The organism is Vibrio rumoiensis (genome assembly GCF_002218045.2).
Taxonomy (GTDB): Bacteria; Pseudomonadota; Gammaproteobacteria; order Enterobacterales; family Vibrionaceae; genus Vibrio; species Vibrio rumoiensis.
On the sequence record NZ_AP018685.1, the window covers coordinates 1,781,103 to 1,800,790 of the forward strand.

Sequence of the window (19,688 nt, forward strand, 5' to 3'; positions counted from 1 at the left end):
ATCAACTTAACCTATAAACTGCTTAATCAATTGCTGTTCAGCCAACGTCGCAACTGGCAATGTACTGTGCGGCCAAATGATTTCTAACTGGGACTGAAAAAGCTGCAAGGTATCTAGACCAGGTGTCTGCTGTGGGGTTTTCCAAGCCGACAATCTTGCCAATTGAGTTAAACCAATCGTCGATTCAATACTCGAGCTAATGACTGCTTGTAACCCATTTTGATGAGCAAAATCAATCAAAGATAAACAACGCTCCACAGAACCAATCAAGGTCGGTTTAATCACAATAGCTTCAACATGATTACCGAGCAAAGAAGATAGCTCGAAATCATTGAAATCCGCTTGTTGAACGGTTTCATCCCAAGCAATATTGATGTCGGTTTGCTGAGCAAAATCACGGCTTAATTCTGGGGTTTTACACGGCTCTTCTAAAAAAGTGATACGTTCACGATATTCAGGAGAAACATATTGAGCAAATTTAAGCGCTTTCTCTAAAGTCCAACTACGATTCGCATCAAGACGTAGTTGTAAATCAGGAATCGATTCTAAGAATAAATTCACTAACATACCGTCACGGATCGGTTCATATAGGCCGACTTTCACTTTCGCGACTTTTTGACGCCCCTCTTGTGCCATCGTTTCAAATACTGGAATTAATTCATCCGGATCACCACTGCATAACGGTGCCGCTCGGTATTCACCTTGGGTAGGCAATCGCCCATCAAGTTCGCATTGCGCCATAGAAAGTGCAAAAGCAACACTTGGGCTTAAGGCATGATAATCACACCAATCACCACTTTGTTGCCATCCTTGCAGCGCCTCTATTAATTCCAATTCAACTTGAGATAAGCTCTCTTGGCTGAATCCGGGTAACGGCGCACATTCGCCGTACACCGTTTTACCGCTTTGCTGAAGCTCAACAATGTAACCTTCTCGCTGTAATAAACGTTGGTCGCGTACGATAACACCGCTATCCATTGGTAGGTTATAACGATACAGTTTGGCAATGCGCATTAATTGATTCGCTTCAGACATAGAGATTTACTTAAGTTTCTTAATAAAATTAGAGATTAATGATGCAAATTCGGCAGGCTGTTCATGGTGAACATTATGGCCAGCTTGTTTTACGGATTTAAACTGCAAGCCACTTTGCTGAGCAAGCGCTTTAAATTTGTCATCTTGCTCACCGCAAATATATAGCAAAGGAATGTCTAATTGCTTTAAAGCATCTAAAAGATAAGGCTGTTTCGCAAGTGACGTCGCACGTAGCATGCAACCTAGCTGTGAACCAAGGTTATCACTACGAAGCTCAACCATTTCTTCTCGTTGATCGGGATCTAAAGATGCAAACACACCTTGGTGATACCAATCGAATAGTACGTAGTCGATCGCTTCCGTCGCAAAACGTTTTGACCAATGCTTATCATTTTCCCAACGTAAGACTTTGTCTTCTTCAGTCTGTAAACCAAAGTTACCACCTTCTAAGATGGCGCCTTGGATATTCAAACCATCAAAGCACTTTTCCGATAAGCCATACATGGCAATGCGGGCACCTAATGAGTAGCCAACTAACACCAATGGCGTTGAAGCGTCCATGTTTTCTTTTTTCAACTTCGCCAGAACGGTCAACTGAACTTGCTGGCAAGCTTGCTCAAAGTCGTCGACTTCACAGTATTTACTGAGCCCATGACACGGCAAGTCAATGCGAATGGTATGTGAAACGTCTAAATGTGATAGGCACGCATCCCAATCCCGACTTGAACCTAAAAAGCCATGTAAGAAAACAGGGATTGGTTGCTGTTCTTCAATCTCATCCCCTTCTTGATTGTCGCTGATATGACTATAAAGCATGAGATTTTCCCGCCTGTTCCGTAGTGTTAAGTAATTCGGTCATGTTAGATAATATTGCTTTTATCTGTTGTGATGCTTGTTCGGGTGGCGTAATGACTTCAATCAATAACGCAGAGTGTATGTCACCACGTTCAAAATTAATCAGATATTCTTGTATCGTCGCCAATAAAGCTGACCATGTATTGGGTGCAGTATAATCAAGCTTAAATTGATGGGCAGCATGTTCAAACTGATAGCCATGTGGCATCTGGTATAAATATTGTTTTTGCTCTGCTGGCACCGGTAATAAATCAAAAATAGCCCCGCCGTCATTATTGGTCACAAGGACAACATGAGGTTGTGATACTTGCGTCAACAATGCCAACGAATTCAGATCATACAGTAATGAAGTATCGCCCAACAAAGTCAATAAAGGCACGTTTTTAGAACGCTGCACCCCCGTCGCAGTAGCTACCAAACCATCAATGCCAGAAGCGCCTCGATTGGTATAGACGTTTGTGCATTCAAGTGCAGATAACATATCCGCTAAACGCACAATTAAACTGTTCCCGATAAAGAGCTCAACCTCTGGAATCTGCGACCTTAATTGAAATAGATTCAGCGCCAATTGACACTCGGTTAGCGATGTATCTTGTCGAATATCAAAGGTTGCTTGCTCAACTATCTCTGCCGCTTGCTGTAAATGATCAGCCCACCCGGCTTGCGTACTAACGGCTTTCATATCAACCCATTGCGGCAATGCATTTTCAAGCATCGTAATGCAGTCTTGAATTTTCGCGACGGTTCTTTGTTGCGGCAGTCGGTCAGGATTAAACACACTGATATTCGGTTCGAAGACCCAATAATGACAGTGATGATTCGATACCGCTTGTTTGATGAACTGGCCTATACGTTTCGATACGAAGCGCGCCCCAAACTGCAAAATACAATCCGCTTGCAATAATTGGTCAAAATAAGCCGGTTGTTGCAGCCACAAGTCAAAGTGAGCCCACTGACTGCTGACACCAGATTGAGGATCAGCAAAAATGGGCCAGCCTAATGTTTTCGCCCATTGTGAAACTTTTTGCGCTTCACTCAATGGCATTTTGCCAATCAAGATAACTCCTTTCATATGAGGTAGTTGATTGACGATGTTTTGTTGAGTGCCATTGGTCAGTTCAGGAACGTTGTAACTTGGATACAATTTAGCCAATTCTAAATAATGAGTTTGCACGGCCATGGCTTGCGCTAAATCGGGCTGATACTGCTGCTTTTCTGCTGCGTTTTGAATATACAAAGGCTCTGGATATGGGCAGTTGATATGCAATGAGCCAGAGACGGTATGTTGATAAGCGAGAGCATGGTTCACTTTGGTTAACGCTTGAATCAATTCTTGTGGCGCTTCCTGCCCTATATTTCGACTAGGACTAGGTAGCTCAACACTTTTTCGTACATGCGAAGAAAAAATCCCTTTTTGCACAATCGCCTGATTAGCCCCCACACCGACTAAACTCTCAGGGCGATCTGAGGTTAACAAAATAAGTTTCTCACCGGTTAAGCCAGACTCTGCCACGCTTGGTAATAAGTTCGCCACCGCCGTACCTGAGGTCACTATCACTGCCACAGGGTCTTGGGTAGCTTTGGCAATCCCTAGCGCTAAAAAGCCTAAACCACGTTCATCAAAATGGGTATGTACAGTGAGTTCTGAACGTTGTGCAAGTTCTAATGCTTCTAGGCTTAAAGGCGTAGAACGAGATCCCGGCGCGATGCATATATGTTTCACACCCGATAGAGTTAGTGTTTGTAAAATAGCCTGCGCCCAAATTCGATTTAATCCAGCTTGGCTCATACACTTTCACCATGTTCATTTTCAATCGGATAATCAGTAATAAGGTTCAATAAAGTGGCGGTTTTACGGTTCAGCTCTTGCCATTCAAATTCGGCTTCAGAGCCCGGCACAATACCCGCACCAGCGTATAGTTTTACCGTATTATCAACTAATGACGCACTACGAATCGACACGCAAAACTCAGCTTGATGATGACCAAAATACCCTAAAGAACCGCTGTACCAACCACGGGTAAAAGGCTCATTCATACGAATAAAATTCAATGACGATTCACGAGGTAATCCGGCAATCGCTGCGGTTGGTTGAAGAGCGGATAACAATTGAATCCCTTTCACGCCTGTCGACAAGCATCCATTGATATGGCGCTTTAAATGCTGAACTCGACGTAGTTGGATCAACTGCACTTCTGGATGCACCGCAATGCTTTCCGTATAAGGCCCTAGACGCTCAATAATATCATTGACCACAATTTGATTTTCACGCTGATTTTTATCATCGTTCATCAACCAATCGGACAATTTTTTATCTTCAACAGGGTCATCACTACGTCCAATCGTGCCGGCTAACGCTTCAGTTTCCACCTGGTCTCCCGAGCGGCGATATAAGCGCTCTGGCGTTGAACCTACAAAACTCCGGTTCGGGGACAATGAAACTAAAAAGTGAAAGCTATTATGGTTTTGTTCACGACTCGATTTTAATAGCTGAGCAGCTCGAATGGGCTCAGGCAGTTCAACCAATGTTTTTCTGGCTAACACGACCTTTTCAAATTCTTGCGCTTCAATGGCACTGAGTGCCTTGCTTAAAATATGCTTCCACTCATCAAATTGCGGTGAAAAGTAAATTTGGCTTGATTGGGGAATCAAGGCTTCAATCGGTTGATAGTCCGATTTTAATTGTTGTAAAGCATCAATCGTCAATTCAGCATCTAGACCAATATTAGCATTGAGTGTCCATTGATCATCTTGACGAATTAACTCGATTCTAGGCAAGAAAAAATAGCTGGTCAGCTCGGGTGTATTGGAATGCTCACTATCGAAAGCTTTACCCCCCCACACTCTTTGCTGCTCAGCAAGAATGGGGTATGCATCGAGTGGATTGGTAAAACTATTAACTTGTTCTAAAGCAATGACTTCTTCACGTTCATCACGTGACTGCCAATAAAAGCGAGGGTACAAAGATTGCCCTTCTAGCCAGTCGATAGCACTAAAATCATCGGGTAGATCAACCCTTTCTGAGATACGGTTTTCACTCGAAACTTGCCCACGTCTAATTCGTTCAATTATTAGCTCAATCACTTGGGGTAATTCAGACAAGTCGACCTCTCATTTTTTTATTACAACGGTTTGACCACGGATATTTTGTCGTCAAATTATACCATTGATTATTCGCATTATTGTTAAGTCGCATACTCTAGGGTTTCAAGTGATGCAAATCAAGCAGTAAGCTACTTTCTCTCTAGGTTTGTCGTTAAATAATCCAACATATTTAAGCATTGAAGGTAACAAGATAGACATCACCATAATAATAGTGAAAATTGACCTCTCTTAGAAACCAAACAGACACTTTTTATCCAATAATCATTAAACTCGCACAAATATGCTGTTTACAGAGGATCTTGATATGGTTTGGCCTGAAAAAATAGTGTAACTTGATGGGTCACAAACATATTAATAAATGGGTATAAGGCTATGAACAACATCGAGATGTCATCAAAACTCGATAATGTCTGTTACGACATTCGAGGGCCAATCCTAAAACATGCCAAACGCATGGAAGAGGAAGGGCAAAAGATTTTAAAACTGAATATTGGTAACCCTGCCCCATTTGGTTTTGATGCCCCTGATGAGATTCTTGTTGATGTGATTCGTAACTTACCGACATCACAAGGCTATTGTGATTCAAAAGGCATTTATTCCGCTCGTAAAGCAGTGGTGCAGCACTATCAGAAATTGGGTCTACGCGATCTTGAAGTAGAAGATGTCTACATCGGTAACGGCGCCTCAGAGCTGATCGTGATGTCGATGCAGGCTTTGCTTAATAATGGCGATGAAATCTTGATCCCTGCGCCTGATTATCCGCTGTGGACTGCGGCTGCTTCTTTGGCGGGCGGTAAACCAGTTCACTACATTTGTGATGAGTCTTCTGACTGGTATCCGGATCTGGATGACATTAAAAGCAAAATCACTTCACAAACCCGTGGAATTGTACTGATTAACCCCAACAATCCTACTGGCGCGGTGTATAGCCGAGATTTTCTACTGCAAGTTGTCGAAATTGCACGCCAACATAATCTGATCATTTTTGCCGATGAGATTTACGATAAAGTTCTCTACGATGGTGCAACCCATACTTCGATTGCAACGCTTGCCGATGACGTATTAATGGCGACCTTTAATGGTTTATCAAAAGCCTATCGCGTTTGTGGTTTCCGTGGTGGTTGGATGTTCTTAACCGGTCCAAAGCATCTCGCGAAAGGTTATATTGATGGTTTAGACATGCTCGCCTCAATGCGTTTGTGTGCCAATGTGCCAATGCAACATGCGATTCAAACCGCACTGGGCGGCTATCAAAGTATTAACGAACTCATTTTGCCGGGTGGGCGTTTACTTGAACAACGTAACCGTGCTTATGAATTGATCACTCAAATTCCAGGCATTACGTGTGTCAAACCTAAAGGTGCCATGTACTTATTCCCCAAAATTGATGTGAAGAAATTCAATATTAAAGATGATGCCAAGATGGTGCTCGATTTCTTAGTTCAAGAAAAAGTATTGTTAGTTCAAGGCACTGGTTTTAATTGGAAGCAGCCCGATCACTTCCGTATTGTAACCCTTCCTCATGTGGAAGATCTTGAAACAGCGATTGGTCGATTTGAACGCTTCTTATCAACCTACTCTCAATAATTTACTCACAGGCTTCTCATCATGGGAAGCCTGTTTTGCATTCAAACTCATCTAACCCATTATTCTCGGAGGTAATCTCATGACCACACCTCAACCTAGTCACTTTTTCGCGCACCTTGCTCGTATGAAACTCATTCAGCGCTGGCCTTTAATGCGTTCCATTTCAGCAGAAAACATTTCAGAGCATAGCCTCCAGGTCGCCTTTGTCGGGCATGCGCTTGCCATTATCAAAAACAAAAAGTTCGGCGGAAACGTCAATCCAGAACGTATTGCGTTACTCGGTATGTACCATGATACCAGTGAAGTACTTACGGGCGATTTACCGACGCCAGTAAAATATTACAACCCGGCCATCGCCAATGAATACAAAAAAATTGAGCTTGCTGCGGAAAAAAAATTGATATCCATGCTACCAGAAGAGTTTCAGCAAGATTTTGCTCCTTTTCTGATTAGTGATGAAATTGATGCAGATGATAAAGCTATGGTAAAGCAAGCGGATAGTTTATGTGCTTACCTAAAATGCTTAGAAGAGTTATCTGCCGGTAACCATGAATATGAACAAGCAAAGAGTCGTTTAGAAACCACCTTGAAAGAGCGTGAAACGCCTGAAATGCGTTATTTCTTGGATGTGTTTGCACCTAGCTTCCAGCTTACGCTCGATGAAATCAGTTAAGTAAGGTTAAACTCATGGATGATCAATCAAAACAAACCATCAAAACGGTTCCTGCCATTAGTCACGAGAAATGGCAAGCTCGCATCAATAATGAACAAAAATTAAGACGTAATGATCACCGTGATGTCTACCAACGCGATCGTGCTCGAGTATTGCACTCTGCGGCATTTCGTCGCCTGCAAGCGAAAACTCAAGTTCACGGAACGGGTTTAAATGATTTTTATCGCACTCGTTTAACTCATTCCCTTGAAGTGTCGCAGATCGGTAGTGGCATACTCGAACAAATAAAACAAAAACAACCTGAATACAATCATTTACTGCCACCAGCCAGCCTTGTTGAAACATTATGTCTGGCCCATGATATCGGTCACCCACCGTTTGGTCACGGTGGTGAAGTCGCGCTCAATTATATGTTACGTAATCATGGTGGATTTGAAGGCAATGCTCAGACCTTCCGTATTGTGACTCAATTAGAACCTTATACCGAGCATCACGGTATGAATTTAGCTCGACGGACTTTACTGGGCCTATTGAAATACCCCGCGTTCATCAGCCAAGTGCAAAGTAACCACCGTCCCAAAGATGTCATCACGCCAAGGCAACTCAAAGCCAAAGACTGGCTACCAGCCAAAGGCATTTATGACATTGATAGCCCTTTTTTAGACTGGGTGCTCGATCCATTATCTGAACATGACAAGGTGTTATTAAGCACTAAGCGTAGCCAAACTGATTGCGGGCCCTACAGCCATCACAAAACGCGTTTTAAATCACTCGATTGTTCGATCATGGAACTGGCCGATGACATCGCGTATGGCGTGCACGACTTGGAAGATGCCATCGTACTCAATATGGTCAATCGTAAACAATGGCAGGAAGGGGCAGCCAGCAAACTTGCCGAGTGTGGTGATGAATGGTTTGAAACGAACATCAATACCCTCAGTGATAAGTTATTTTCAGGTAAACACCATGAAAGAAAAGATGCTATTGGCGGGATTGTAAATGCACTACTCACCAGCATTACTCTGAAAACGGTGTATTCAGAAACGCCTTTTGATGAGCCCCTACTTAATATTAATGCCTATCTAGAGGCACCCGTTGCATATGCACTAGAGGTATTTAAGAGCTTTGTGAACCAATATGTCATTCATGTCCCTGAAGTACAGCAATTTGAATATAAAGGGCAACAAATCATTATGGATATTTTTGAGGCCTTAAACGCCGATCCAATGCGATTACTACCAGAAGCGACTAAGTATAAATGGCAAGAAGCTGAAGAGGATCACCAGGGTGGTACTCGAATTTTAGCCGATTATATTTCAGCAATGACAGATGGGTATGCGCAAAAAGTTCATCAGCAGTTATTTTCAGCTCATGTATCTTTTTAACGAACCTTAATTAAGATTTGTAATTACGTTCAAAGACTCCGTCTGGCATTTGCGCAATTTGAAAATCCACCATATTAGTAAAAGCCGTTAATAATGGTGAGAAGTCAGTTTGAGGCTCTAATGCGGATAAGGCATGAAAACCCGCCTCAACCGTTGAAAGGTGCTGCTCTGTGGGTGCCTTTCTAATACGGTAATTACCCTGTAATGTATCGGGCAATGCAACACAAGGTAGTGAATGTAAGTTCGTTGAGAGTTGCCACATTTTATAAGCTTTCTTCCAAGTACCATCCAACAAAATCAAGCATAAGTGTTTATTTTCAGCGGTAAGCTTATTATTTCTCTTAGCGACACTTTCCAGTGATTGACTATGCTCGCTTGGATAAAGAATTAGCGACTCCGTTTGCTCATCTTGTAGTAAGGCATTTAACGCTAGGTGCTGCGAAAAATCTTCACCAATCCAAATGTCAGATCGGTCCAAACTTAATTGCAATATTTTTGCCGTGCCCATTGGCCTTTTAGATTCGCTTGGATGTTGCAAAATGACCACTCGCACAGAACAATCTATTGGTTTAATCCAACCACAAATACAGGCATTATTAGCCTTTCCACACTGTAAACAATATCGAGACATGGGAATGAGAGTAATCCTTCTACTAATCAGTATTACCGCGCTAATGGGGCTATTACAACTACCTAGCTTACATGAGTGGGCACAGTGGGATCACAACGCCATTATCGAGGGTCAATGGTGGCGGATCGTAACAGGAAATTTAACCCACACCAATCTCTATCATTTAGGCATGAATGTTGGTGGGTTATGGATCATAAGCTTTATCTTCCGCGAGCAAATCTCTATTCGCCAATTTATCGTGGTATTTACTGGCTTATGTATTGCAGTAGGCAGCTTGTTATTACTGACTTCTATGCAGCTCTATGTAGGCTTGTCAGGGGTATTACATGGATTATTTGGTTTTTATGCCATGCAAGAATATCGGTTAGGACGAAAAAGCAGCCTTTATCTTCTTATTGGTCTCGCCGCTAAAATAATATGGGAACAATGCTTTGGTTCACCGACAGGGACAGAGGCTCTCATTCATGCCAAAGTGGCCATTGATGCCCATCTCTTTGGTTCAGTATTCGGCGTAACTCTCTCTATAGCCACCGACATTCTACAAACCATAAAAACAAAAAAAGAGCTTTAACCTTTTAATTAAAGCTCTACAACTTCATTTTATTGACTATCTACAACAAAATTCGATCTTTATTCTTATCAATCGTCGACTGACCAATCCCTTTCACTTGCTTTAAAGATTCGATATTTTGAAATTTACCATGCTCATTACGAAAATCGACAATATCTTGCGCTTTTTTCTCTCCAATCCCCTGCAACATCAACGCAATTTCACCTGCGGTTGCGGTATTAATATTAACAGTCACTTCAATAGCATCATCTTGTTGATGTTGCTCGACCGCTATAGCATTCAATGGTAAAAGTAGGATTGATAGAAAAATAAAGATAAAAGAATATAACTGACGCATCATTACACCTCATTAATTTTGATTGAAAACAAAATCTTACACACAACCAACCTCGTGCGGGTGTTTATGATTAAGAGATGGGACAGGCAGCAAAACCATAACGTGCTGATAAACATCATAATTACAAGAATAAATTACTTATACCGATTTCCAACCGTAGTGAATCCTAAATAAATCCCCGCAGTAGCCCCCCGACATCCTCACCTACAACTTCATAAAAATACAAAGTGCTAACCGAAGTATGGTAAAAAAGAGTCGAAACAGAAACATTAAAAATATCGCATGATGTATCGCTAATCATGGGTTTCATTTATGGAAGTTGCCCGAGTTATTACTATCGATTAGCCATTAAAAAAGCCCCCAATGTTGGCATCCAACTATTGGGGGCTTTAAATAAAAAATTGGTTAATGACAAACTGCCATTTAACTTAATCTTTAAGGTTGCTCAATCGCCTTATATTCTATCGACGTAGATTTACGTAATGAATTCAAAATCACTTCTAGATCTTGTTGGTTATTCATACGCAATAACTGAGATGCAATTTGTTGTTCAAACTGAGCATCACTACCGCTAGTGACTTTATTCAGCTTAACAATGACAATATTGCCGTTCTCATCTTTCGTCTGACCGTAGGTTGCTACACCATCTTGTGGATGAGGTAAAGCAAATACGTTTTGTGCCAACGGTGAGCGACGATCAATATTTTGTTCGTCAGCAAAGCTTAATTGATTCGACGCTAAGATGCTCTCATCGCCTTTCTTAAGTGATGCAACGACTTTCGAAGCAAGCTCAAGCGCATCTTGTTCGCCTTTCGTGGCTAATAGCTGCGCCTGAACTTGCGCTTTTACTTCTTCAAAAGGTAATACTGTTTCCTCACGTACATCGTTAACACGTACGACTATTACATGCTCAGGTGCGACCTCTAATACTTCAGAGTTCATGCCCTCTTGTTTCACATCAGAGCTTTCTAGTGCTTGAGCTACCGCTGGTACTTTTAGCACTTCTGGCGCATCTGCTTGAGAGATAAAGTCCGTTGTTTGAATTTTTTGACCAGCAACTTTAGCTGATTCATCCAGCGAATCTGGAGATTCAAATGCCACTGACTCTAACTTCGTTTGCAACTTGTAAAATTGCTCAACAGCTTTTTCATCAACAAGCTCAGCTTTAATATCAGCCGCCACTTCAGAGTATGGTTTCGCTTCAGCGGCTTTATCATCTTCTAATTGAATAATGTGGTAGCCGAAATCAGATTTCACAACCTCTGAAATATCACCTTTTGCTTTTAGTGCAAAAGCCGCTTCTTCAAACGCTGGGTCCATGACACCTTTTTCCATCCAACCTAAATCGCCGCCTTGCTTAGCACTACCGACATCTTCAGAGTTTTCTTTAGCCACAGTTGCAAAATCTGCACCTGCTTTTAATGTAGCTAATAATGTTTCAGCCTTCGCTTCATCATCTTTAATTAAAATATGACGAACTTTACGCTGCTCTTTGGTTGAGTATTTATCTAAGTGATCTTGATAATAAGCTTGAGCATCTTCATCGGTCACTTTTACTGACTTTTTCAATTGCTCAGCTGATAGTTCAACATAAGCGACTTTCATCTGCTCAGGACGCTCATAATTTTCGGAATGCGCTTTGTAGTACGATTGAAGTTCTTCATCGGTTACTTGTGCTTTCTTAGAAAAATCACTGACGTTTAGTGTGATAGTTTGAATATCACGCGTTTGAGTCAGTAATTGGCTTTGTTGAGTAACTTCATCATCTAACGTAAATTCACTGTTTTGTACTGCTGATACGACTTGGTTTCGTAGCATATCTTTACGCAAGTATTCTGCAAAGCTATCCGCGCTAAAACCAGCACGACGTAGCGTTGCAGCATAAATATCTTGGTCAAACTTACCGTTGGTTTGGAATTGTGGCATGGTCAAGATAAGTTGACTCACTTGTTCATCACTCACGCGTAAACCTAGTGATTGTGCATATTGCTCAAGCAATACATCATTGATCATTCGATCAAGAACACTTTTACGGAAAGTTTGTACGTATTGTTGGTCGCCCATTAACGTGGAGAAGTAATCACCCATTTGTGATTGCATGCGATTACGCTCATTCTGATACGCTTGCTCAAATGCATTACGTTCAATGGTCGTATTACCAACTTTTGCAGCTGCATTACTGCCACCACCTACTAAGTAACTGCTCACACCGGCAAATACAAAAGAAAGGATGATTAACACTAAAATAATTTTAACTGCTATACCATTTACGCCTTCGCGTAGTCGATCCATCATAGTCTGACTGCTCTCTAAATACTGACTGTTACCAATTACAGCGTCTTTACGACTCTATGCTTGATAGATTAAAAATATGTGTCGATGATATCAGAAAAAGAAAAGCGCACCAGTAAGATGCGCTTTTTGATAAACAAAGATTGAGGTTAGACGTAAAAACCTCAAGAATTTTCGCCAAAAAGGGAAAATACTTACTGAGACAGATTAGTTACACGCATCTTTTAATGCTTTACCAGCTTTGAATGCAGGTACTTTTGCTTCAGCGATCTGAATCACGTCACCAGTTTTAGGGTTACGACCTGTGCGAGCTGCACGAGTACGAACGCTAAAAGTACCAAAGCCAACTAGTGCAACTTGGTCTTCTGCTTTTAGTGTTTCTGTTACTGCTTCAATGAATGCATCTAGCGCACGGCCTGCAGCTGCTTTAGAGATATCTGCGTCGCCTGCAATTTTTTCTACTAATTGAGTCTTATTCACTTGTTGTTCCCCTTTTAGCTACCAACATAGTATCAATAGCAATCGTTCCATAAAAAATAATAAGTTAGACTGGCCTTTATTTAATTAGCTTTTAAAAGGCTTTCGCCCTAATAACCATTGGCTCAGGTCTATCGAAAGTTAACTTAGCCTTGAAAAAAAACGCTGACAAGTATTTTCTGTCCTGTCAGCGTCAATCTTTTAACTAAATTTGTTGAATATCACTAGTTTGTGACTTCAATCACACAACCTGTAGGGTCATTTTCGAGAGCTAATGGTAAAACCTCGTCTAACCACTGAACTGGTCGAACATTCAGATCACCGATAACATTCGCTGGAATGTCTTCCAAATCACGCTCATTTTCTTTTGGAATGATGACCGTTTTTATCCCACCACGGTGAGCAGCAAGTAATTTTTCTTTCAAACCACCAATCGGCAGTACTTCACCACGTAGGGTAATTTCACCTGTCATTGCCACATCAGCACGGACTGGGTTACCGGTTAAGCTAGACACTAAAGCGGTACACATTGCGATACCCGCACTTGGGCCATCTTTTGGTGTAGCACCTTCTGGCACGTGAACATGAATGTCGCGTTTTTCATAAAAATCAGGGTTAATACCTAACTTCTCTGCGCGGGATCGAACCACCGTCATTGCGGCCTGGATAGACTCTTGCATCACATCCCCCAAAGAACCGGTGTAGGTAAGTTTACCTTTACCGATCATAGATTGGGTTTCGATGGTGAGTAAATCACCGCCCACTTCAGTCCAAGCCAACCCTGTCACTTGACCAATGCGATTACTTTCTTCTGCTTTACCATAATCACAACGTTGCACACCAAGGTACTCTTTCAAGTTATCCATAGTGACAGTTACAGATTTTAGGTCGCTGTTAAGTAAGATATTTTTAACCGCTTTACGGCAGATCTTCGAAATCTCACGTTCAAGGTTACGCACACCAGCTTCACGGGTGTAATAACGAATAATGCCGATAATCGCTGAGTCTTCGATCACAATCTCATGAGACTTCAAACCATTGCGTTCAATTTGCTTATCCACTAGGTGACGCTTAGCAATGTTCAGTTTTTCATCTTCGGTATAGCCCGACAAACGAATCACTTCCATACGGTCAAGCAAAGGCCCAGGAATATTCATTGAGTTTGACGTCGCAACAAACATTACGTCAGAAAGGTCATAATCGACTTCTAAGTAATGATCATTAAATGAGTTGTTCTGCTCAGGATCAAGCACTTCCAATAAAGCTGATGACGGATCACCACGCATATCAGACGCCATTTTATCGATTTCATCCAATAAGAATAATGGGTTTTTCACCCCCACCTTCGACATCTTCTGGATCAACTTACCTGGCATAGAGCCAATATAAGTACGTCGATGACCACGAATTTCCGCTTCATCACGCACGCCACCAAGCGCCATACGAGTATATTTACGTCCAGTTGCAGCGGCAATGGAACGACCTAGTGACGTTTTACCAACACCAGGAGGCCCAACTAAGCACAAGATTGGCCCTTTAAGCTTGTTTATACGGCTTTGAACCGCTAAATACTCAAGAATACGTTCTTTTACCCTCTCAAGACCATAATGGTCCTCATTAAGCACTTCTTCGGCTTTCGCTAAATTCTTTTTCACTTTAGAGCGTTTAGTCCAAGGCACACCCACCATCCAATCGATGTAACCACGAACAACGGTTGCTTCTGCCGACATTGGCGACATCATTTTCAACTTTTGTAGCTCTTGCTCGGTTTTTTCACGAGCTTCTTTTGGCATTTTAGCGTCTTCGATTTTCTTTTGCAGAGCTTCGAATTCATCTGGAGCATCGTCCATATCGCCCAGTTCTTTCTGAATGGCTTTCATTTGCTCATTCAAATAATATTCGCGCTGGGATTTTTCCATCTGCTTCTTAACACGGCCACGAATACGTTTTTCAACTTGTAGTAAGTCAATTTCTGACTCCATCATGCCCATTAAAAACTCTAGGCGTTCAACCACATCGATGATTTCAAGTACACGTTGCTTATCATTAAGTTTTAATGGCATGTGAGCGGCGATAGTATCGGCAAGACGCGCCGCTTCATCGATACCATTAAGCGAAGTCAGCACTTCTGGTGGGATCTTTTTATTAAGCTTGATAAAACCTTCAAATTGATTGATCGCACTACGAACAATCACTTCTTGTTCACGCTCATCAATTTCAGGTGTTGCTAAATATTCAGCGTCGGCAGTAAAGAATTCTTCATTTGAGAATGCATGCACTTTGGCACGCTGCTGCCCTTCAACCAAGACTTTTACCGTACCATCTGGCAATTTTAATAACTGCAAAATAGTGGCAACTGTACCGGTTGAAAATAGATCATCAATATTTGGTTCATCGGTTTCCGCATCTTTTTGAGCCACCAACAAAACTTGCTTATTGGTATCCATTGCGGTTTCTAAACATTGAATCGACTTTTCACGGCCAACAAAAAGTGGAATGACCATGTGTGGGTAAACCACAACATCACGTAGGGGTAATACGGGAATCTCGATACGCTCGGAACGCTCCAAGTTCATATTATTCTCTCTATTCCGTTTGCACATTCATTGAAAAGTATATGGGGGCTATCTTGCTAGTTTCAATAACAAAATAAAAAAAGGAGGCATAAAGCCTCCTTTAAATTCATATTTTGATGATAACTCGACTTATTCAGAGCTAGCTAATTGATTTTCAGCATTTTGATAAATCAATAGCGGCTCAGATTCACCTTTAATTACTGATTCATCAATAACCACTTTGGTGACATCTTTATTCGAAGGCAACTCATACATGGTTTCAAGCAAAACAGATTCAAGAATCGAACGTAGACCACGTGCACCGGTTTTACGTTCCATTGCTTTTTTCGCAATCGCTTGAAGCGCATCTTCACGAAACTCAAGTTCTGCACCCTCTAAATCAAACAGTGCGCCATATTGCTTAGTCAGCGCATTTTTTGGCTCACAAAGGATCTGAATCAAAGCTTCTTCATCAAGTTCAGTCAGCGTTGTGGTAACCGGTAGACGACCAATGAATTCAGGGATCAAACCATATTTCACCAAATCTTCTGGCTCAACTTGCTTGAACAATTCACCCGCACTCTTCGCTTCGTCTTTGCTACGCACTTCCGCGCCGAAACCAATACCAGTCCCAACGGCAACACGTTGCTCAATCACTTTATCCAAACCAGCGAATGCGCCGCCACAGATAAATAAGATTTTAGACGTATCAACTTGCAAAAACTCTTGTTGAGGGTGTTTACGACCACCTTGTGGTGGGACCGAAGCAACGGTACCTTCAACCAGTTTCAGTAATGCTTGCTGTACACCTTCACCCGAAACATCGCGAGTGATTGATGGGTTTTCCGCTTTACGAGAAATCTTATCAATTTCATCAATATAAACGATACCACGTTCAGCTTTCGCAACGTCGTAGTCACATTTCTGTAGCAGCTTCTGAATGATGTTTTCGACATCTTCACCTACGTAACCGGCTTCGGTTAGCGTAGTCGCATCTGCCATCGTAAATGGTACATCAAGAAAACGCGCCAAAGTCTCAGCTAGCAATGTTTTACCACTACCCGTTGGACCGATAAGTAAGATGTTACTCTTACCTAGTTCAACGCCATCTTTGGTTTTATCACCATTACGCAAACGCTTGTAGTGGTTATAAACCGCAACTGAAAGCACTTTCTTGGCGTAATCTTGACCAATAACATAGTCATCTAGGTGCGCACGAATTTCTTTAGGAGTCGGCAATGCTTCCGACTCTTTCTTTGGAACTACATCTTTCACTTCTTCACGTATAATGTCGTTACATAAATCGACACATTCATCACATACGTAAACGGAAGGACCTGCGATCAGCTTGCGAACCTCGTGCTGGCTTTTACCGCAGAAAGAGCAATACAGCAGTTTAGTACTACCACCCTCTTTGCTTTTATCTGTCATTCGCTAACCTCTTAGCCTTTTAATTCTTTCATTCAGTCTACAACAATTTTGCTCACAATGCCTTATTGATAAACAGGTGGCACAAACTGCTAAGACAGAGACCCTCACTTCTTAACTACACAGACCGTACATATTGTCTCAGTCTTTCACTTAATCAAGTGAGGATGGGATATTTTATGCTGGGCGCTTTTCTAATACGGCATCCACTAAGCCATAATCAACAGATTGTTGAGCAGACATAAAGTTATCACGATCCGTATCACGCTCAATCACTTCTAATGGTTGGCCAGTATGTTCAGCCAATAAATTATTCAAGCGCTGTTTAATCGTTAGAATCTCTTGCGCATGAATTTGAATATCAGAAGCCTGACCTTGGAAACCACCTAATGGTTGGTGGATCATCACGCGAGAGTTAGGCAAGCAGAAACGCTTCCCTTTTTCACCACCCGCAAGCAAAAACGCACCCATTGAGCATGCTTGCCCCATACATACTGTGCTTACGTTTGGTTTAATAAATTGCATGGTGTCATAGATCGACATCCCAGCAGTCACAGAACCACCAGGAGAGTTGATGTATAAGAAGATATCTTTATCTGGGCTTTCAGACTCTAAGAATAATAATTGTGCGACCACTAGGTTTGCCATGTGATCTTCAACTTGTCCGGTTAAAAAGATAATACGTTCTTTTAATAGGCGAGAATAAATATCGTAAGAACGCTCACCGCGAGAAGTTTGCTCTACCACCATTGGCACAAGCGCATCAACAATTGGAGACATTGTAGTATTTTCTTGGTAGCTCATTTTCGCTTTCCCTGTAGTAGATAGGTTTACCAATATGATGGATTACTAATAGATAATAAACAAAAGTTAGTTAATCATAAACCTAGACGCTTACCAATACCATTTAGGTCGTCGTAAGCTAAAAAATAAAATGGCCCGTATGAACCTCTCCAAAATGTAGAGTGTCATATCGAGCCATTGTTAGCAGAAGAGCCGAAACGCTGTCAACTCTTCTACTCAGCGAAACCTAACTTCACTTAATAAATTGAGTGATTAAGCAGGTTGTTGCTGGTTCATTAACTCATTGAAGCTCACTTCTTTATCAGAAACTTTTGCTTTAGCAATGATTGCATCAATAGCTTGATCTTCAAGCGCTACGTTGCGGATGTTGTTCATCATCTGCTCGTTTTGCTCGTAGTATGCGATCACTTCTGATGGATCTTCGTAAGCGGTCGCCATTTCTTCGATAAGTGCTTTAACACGATCTTCGTCAGCTTTTAGCTCTTCAGACTTGATCACTTCACCTAGAAGTAGGCCAACTTTTACGCGACGAGCAGCTTGCTCTTCAAATAGTTCACGTGGAAGTTGAGCTGCCGCTTCAGGGTTACCACCAAAGCGTTGTGCCGCTTGTTGGCGTAACACTTCGATTTCTTGATCGATAAGTGCAGAAGGTACGTCCATCTCGTTTTGCTCAACAAGACCATTGATCGCTTGCTCTTTAATACGGCCTTTAACCGCTTGCTTAAGCTCACGCTCCATGTTTTTACGTACTTCAGTTTTCAGTGCCTCAACGCCACCTTCGTTTACGCCAAACTTAGCAACAAACTCATCTGTTAGCTCAGGAAGCTCACGAGTTTCAACTTTGCTTAGTTTAATGTCGAATTTAGCCGCTTTACCTTTTAGGTTTTCAGCGTGGTAATCTTCAGGGAAGTTCACTTCAATAGAGAATTCTTCGCCCGCTTTCTTACCTAGGATTCCGTCTTCAAAACCAGGGATCATACGACCTTGGCCCATTTCTAGAGGGAATGCTTCTGCTTTACCGCCTTCGAATTCTTCACCGTCGATAAAGCCTACGAAATCAATAGTTGCACGGCTGTCTGCAGTCGCAGCTTCTGAAACTTCAACCCAAGTAGATTGTTGTTTACGAAGTGTTTCAAGCATTTCCGTTACGTCTTCATCTTTCACTTCTACTGCTGGTTTTTCAACAGTGATGTTTTCAAGACCTTTCAATTCAACTTCTGGGTAAACTTCAAAAGTTGCGTTGAAAACAAGATCTTTGCCTTCTTCAGTTTCAACTGGAGCGAATGTTGGTGCGCCCGCTGGGTTGATTTTTTCTTTAACGATAGTTTCGATGAAATGACGCTGCATCACTTCACCCATCACGTCTTGACGTACTGCTTTGCCGTACATTTGTGCAACCATCTTCATCGGTACTTTACCTTTACGGAAACCATCGAAACGACGATTTTTCGCGATGTTGCGCAATTCAGCTGTTACTGCATCTTCGATGTTAGCAGCAGGAACAGTAATAGTAAGACGGCGTTCTAGGCCTTCTAGAGTTTCAACAGTAGCTTGCATTATTTATAAACCTCAAAACTGGCTCAGTAATTATGAGCGTATGAGCTAAACCGCACCTTTAGGATAAGTGTTAGCTTCATTCCTTGTGTTGTGTCCAAATTGAACACATAAAAATTGTGAGCATCAACCAACGTTATGATGAAAAGTCCATCTTAGCGATGATTGAACTAATGAGTGAAACCTTCTTCATTTTTACTAAAGATCAAATCAATAATGAAAACAAAGAAAAAGGCCTCTCCTATTAGTCTCAGGATAAATTTCAGACGCGCCATTCTAGCGGTATGAGTTGAGCCTGTCGAGTCAAGTCCTAAATTCTCACGTGCTGATTCTCTGCTTTTTGATTCATAACAGAGAATGATCACGTTTCAGAGATGGGGCCATACCAATTATTTTCAA

General features: G+C 41.8%; 16 protein-coding genes. 4 read left to right on the top strand and 12 right to left on the bottom strand.

The genetic code is table 11. The annotated features are described in order from the left end of the window. Positions 1-6: 6 nt before the first annotated feature. The 4 genes from menC to VRUMOI_RS08210 are packed head-to-tail and all read right to left on the bottom strand — an operon-like array spanning position 7 to position 4,992. The gene (gene menC / locus VRUMOI_RS08195) at positions 7-1,014 is read right to left on the bottom strand and encodes an o-succinylbenzoate synthase (protein WP_089140254.1); all 1,008 of its coding nucleotides are present in this window, start codon (positions 1,012-1,014) and stop codon (positions 7-9) included. A gap of 27 nt (positions 1,015-1,041) precedes the next feature. After that, entirely contained in the window at positions 1,042-1,851 is an 810-nt protein-coding gene (gene menH / locus VRUMOI_RS08200) for a 2-succinyl-6-hydroxy-2,4-cyclohexadiene-1-carboxylate synthase (protein ID WP_089140194.1), read from the bottom strand. After that, positions 1,841-3,679 (bottom strand): 2-succinyl-5-enolpyruvyl-6-hydroxy-3-cyclohexene-1-carboxylic-acid synthase, encoded by a 1,839-nt coding sequence (gene menD / locus VRUMOI_RS08205; protein ID WP_089140193.1) that lies wholly within the window; start codon positions 3,677-3,679, stop codon positions 1,841-1,843. Before menD ends, menH begins: the two co-directional genes overlap by 11 nt. Then, complete coding sequence (locus VRUMOI_RS08210) at positions 3,676-4,992, bottom strand: isochorismate synthase (protein ID WP_089140192.1); 1,317 nt, start codon at positions 4,990-4,992, stop codon at positions 3,676-3,678. Before VRUMOI_RS08210 ends, menD begins: the two co-directional genes overlap by 4 nt. 375 nt (positions 4,993-5,367) lie before the next feature. Between VRUMOI_RS08210 and VRUMOI_RS08215 the strand changes: the two genes are divergently transcribed. The 3 genes from VRUMOI_RS08215 to VRUMOI_RS08225 all read left to right on the top strand — a co-directional run bounded on the left by VRUMOI_RS08215 (position 5,368) and on the right by VRUMOI_RS08225 (position 8,640). Then, a complete protein-coding gene (locus VRUMOI_RS08215; protein WP_089140191.1) occupies positions 5,368-6,582 on the top strand; it encodes a pyridoxal phosphate-dependent aminotransferase in 1,215 nt (404 codons plus the stop codon). Between the two features lie 79 nt (positions 6,583-6,661). Further along, entirely contained in the window at positions 6,662-7,255 is a 594-nt protein-coding gene (yfbR, locus tag VRUMOI_RS08220; RefSeq protein ID WP_089140190.1) for a 5'-deoxynucleotidase, read from the top strand. A 14-nt stretch (positions 7,256-7,269) separates the two neighbouring features. Next, positions 7,270-8,640: an anti-phage deoxyguanosine triphosphatase gene (locus VRUMOI_RS08225; protein ID WP_089140189.1), complete on the top strand. Its 1,371-nt coding sequence runs from the start codon at positions 7,270-7,272 to the stop codon at positions 8,638-8,640. A 10-nt stretch (positions 8,641-8,650) separates the two neighbouring features. Here VRUMOI_RS08225 and VRUMOI_RS08230 read toward each other — a convergent pair whose 3' ends face one another. Next, positions 8,651-9,271, bottom strand: coding sequence for a tRNA-uridine aminocarboxypropyltransferase (locus VRUMOI_RS08230; protein ID WP_089140188.1), 621 nt, complete (start codon positions 9,269-9,271; stop codon positions 8,651-8,653). Between VRUMOI_RS08230 and rrtA the strand changes: the two genes are divergently transcribed. Beyond that, positions 9,270-9,842 (top strand): rhombosortase, encoded by a 573-nt coding sequence (gene rrtA / locus VRUMOI_RS08235; RefSeq protein ID WP_089140187.1) that lies wholly within the window; start codon positions 9,270-9,272, stop codon positions 9,840-9,842. The genes VRUMOI_RS08230 and rrtA overlap by 2 nt on opposite strands. Positions 9,843-9,882: 40 nt before the next feature. Here the strand turns inward: rrtA and VRUMOI_RS08240 are convergent, their stop codons facing one another. The 7 genes from VRUMOI_RS08240 to tig all read right to left on the bottom strand — a co-directional run bounded on the left by VRUMOI_RS08240 (position 9,883) and on the right by tig (position 19,292). Beyond that, positions 9,883-10,179, bottom strand: coding sequence for a ComEA family DNA-binding protein (locus VRUMOI_RS08240; RefSeq protein WP_089140253.1), 297 nt, complete (start codon positions 10,177-10,179; stop codon positions 9,883-9,885). Between the two features lie 435 nt (positions 10,180-10,614). After that, positions 10,615-12,474: a peptidylprolyl isomerase gene (ppiD, locus tag VRUMOI_RS08245; RefSeq protein WP_089140186.1), complete on the bottom strand. Its 1,860-nt coding sequence runs from the start codon at positions 12,472-12,474 to the stop codon at positions 10,615-10,617. A gap of 204 nt (positions 12,475-12,678) precedes the next feature. Beyond that, positions 12,679-12,951 carry an HU family DNA-binding protein gene (locus VRUMOI_RS08250; RefSeq protein WP_089140185.1) on the bottom strand — a complete coding sequence of 91 codons (273 nt, stop codon included), beginning with the start codon at positions 12,949-12,951 and terminating at the stop codon, positions 12,679-12,681. 221 nt (positions 12,952-13,172) lie between these two features. Further along, positions 13,173-15,524 carry an endopeptidase La gene (gene lon, locus VRUMOI_RS08255; RefSeq protein WP_089140184.1) on the bottom strand — a complete coding sequence of 784 codons (2,352 nt, stop codon included), beginning with the start codon at positions 15,522-15,524 and terminating at the stop codon, positions 13,173-13,175. A gap of 129 nt (positions 15,525-15,653) precedes the next feature. Beyond that, positions 15,654-16,934, bottom strand: a complete 1,281-nt coding sequence (gene clpX, locus VRUMOI_RS08260) for an ATP-dependent protease ATP-binding subunit ClpX (protein ID WP_089140183.1) — start codon at positions 16,932-16,934, stop codon at positions 15,654-15,656. Positions 16,935-17,108: 174 nt separating this feature from the next. Then, on the bottom strand, positions 17,109-17,735 hold the full coding sequence (gene clpP / locus VRUMOI_RS08265; protein WP_089140182.1) for an ATP-dependent Clp endopeptidase proteolytic subunit ClpP: 627 nt from the start codon (positions 17,733-17,735) through the stop codon (positions 17,109-17,111). Positions 17,736-17,987: 252 nt separating this feature from the next. Next, a complete protein-coding gene (tig, locus tag VRUMOI_RS08270) occupies positions 17,988-19,292 on the bottom strand; it encodes a trigger factor (protein ID WP_089140181.1) in 1,305 nt (434 codons plus the stop codon). Positions 19,293-19,688: the final 396 nt, after the last annotated feature.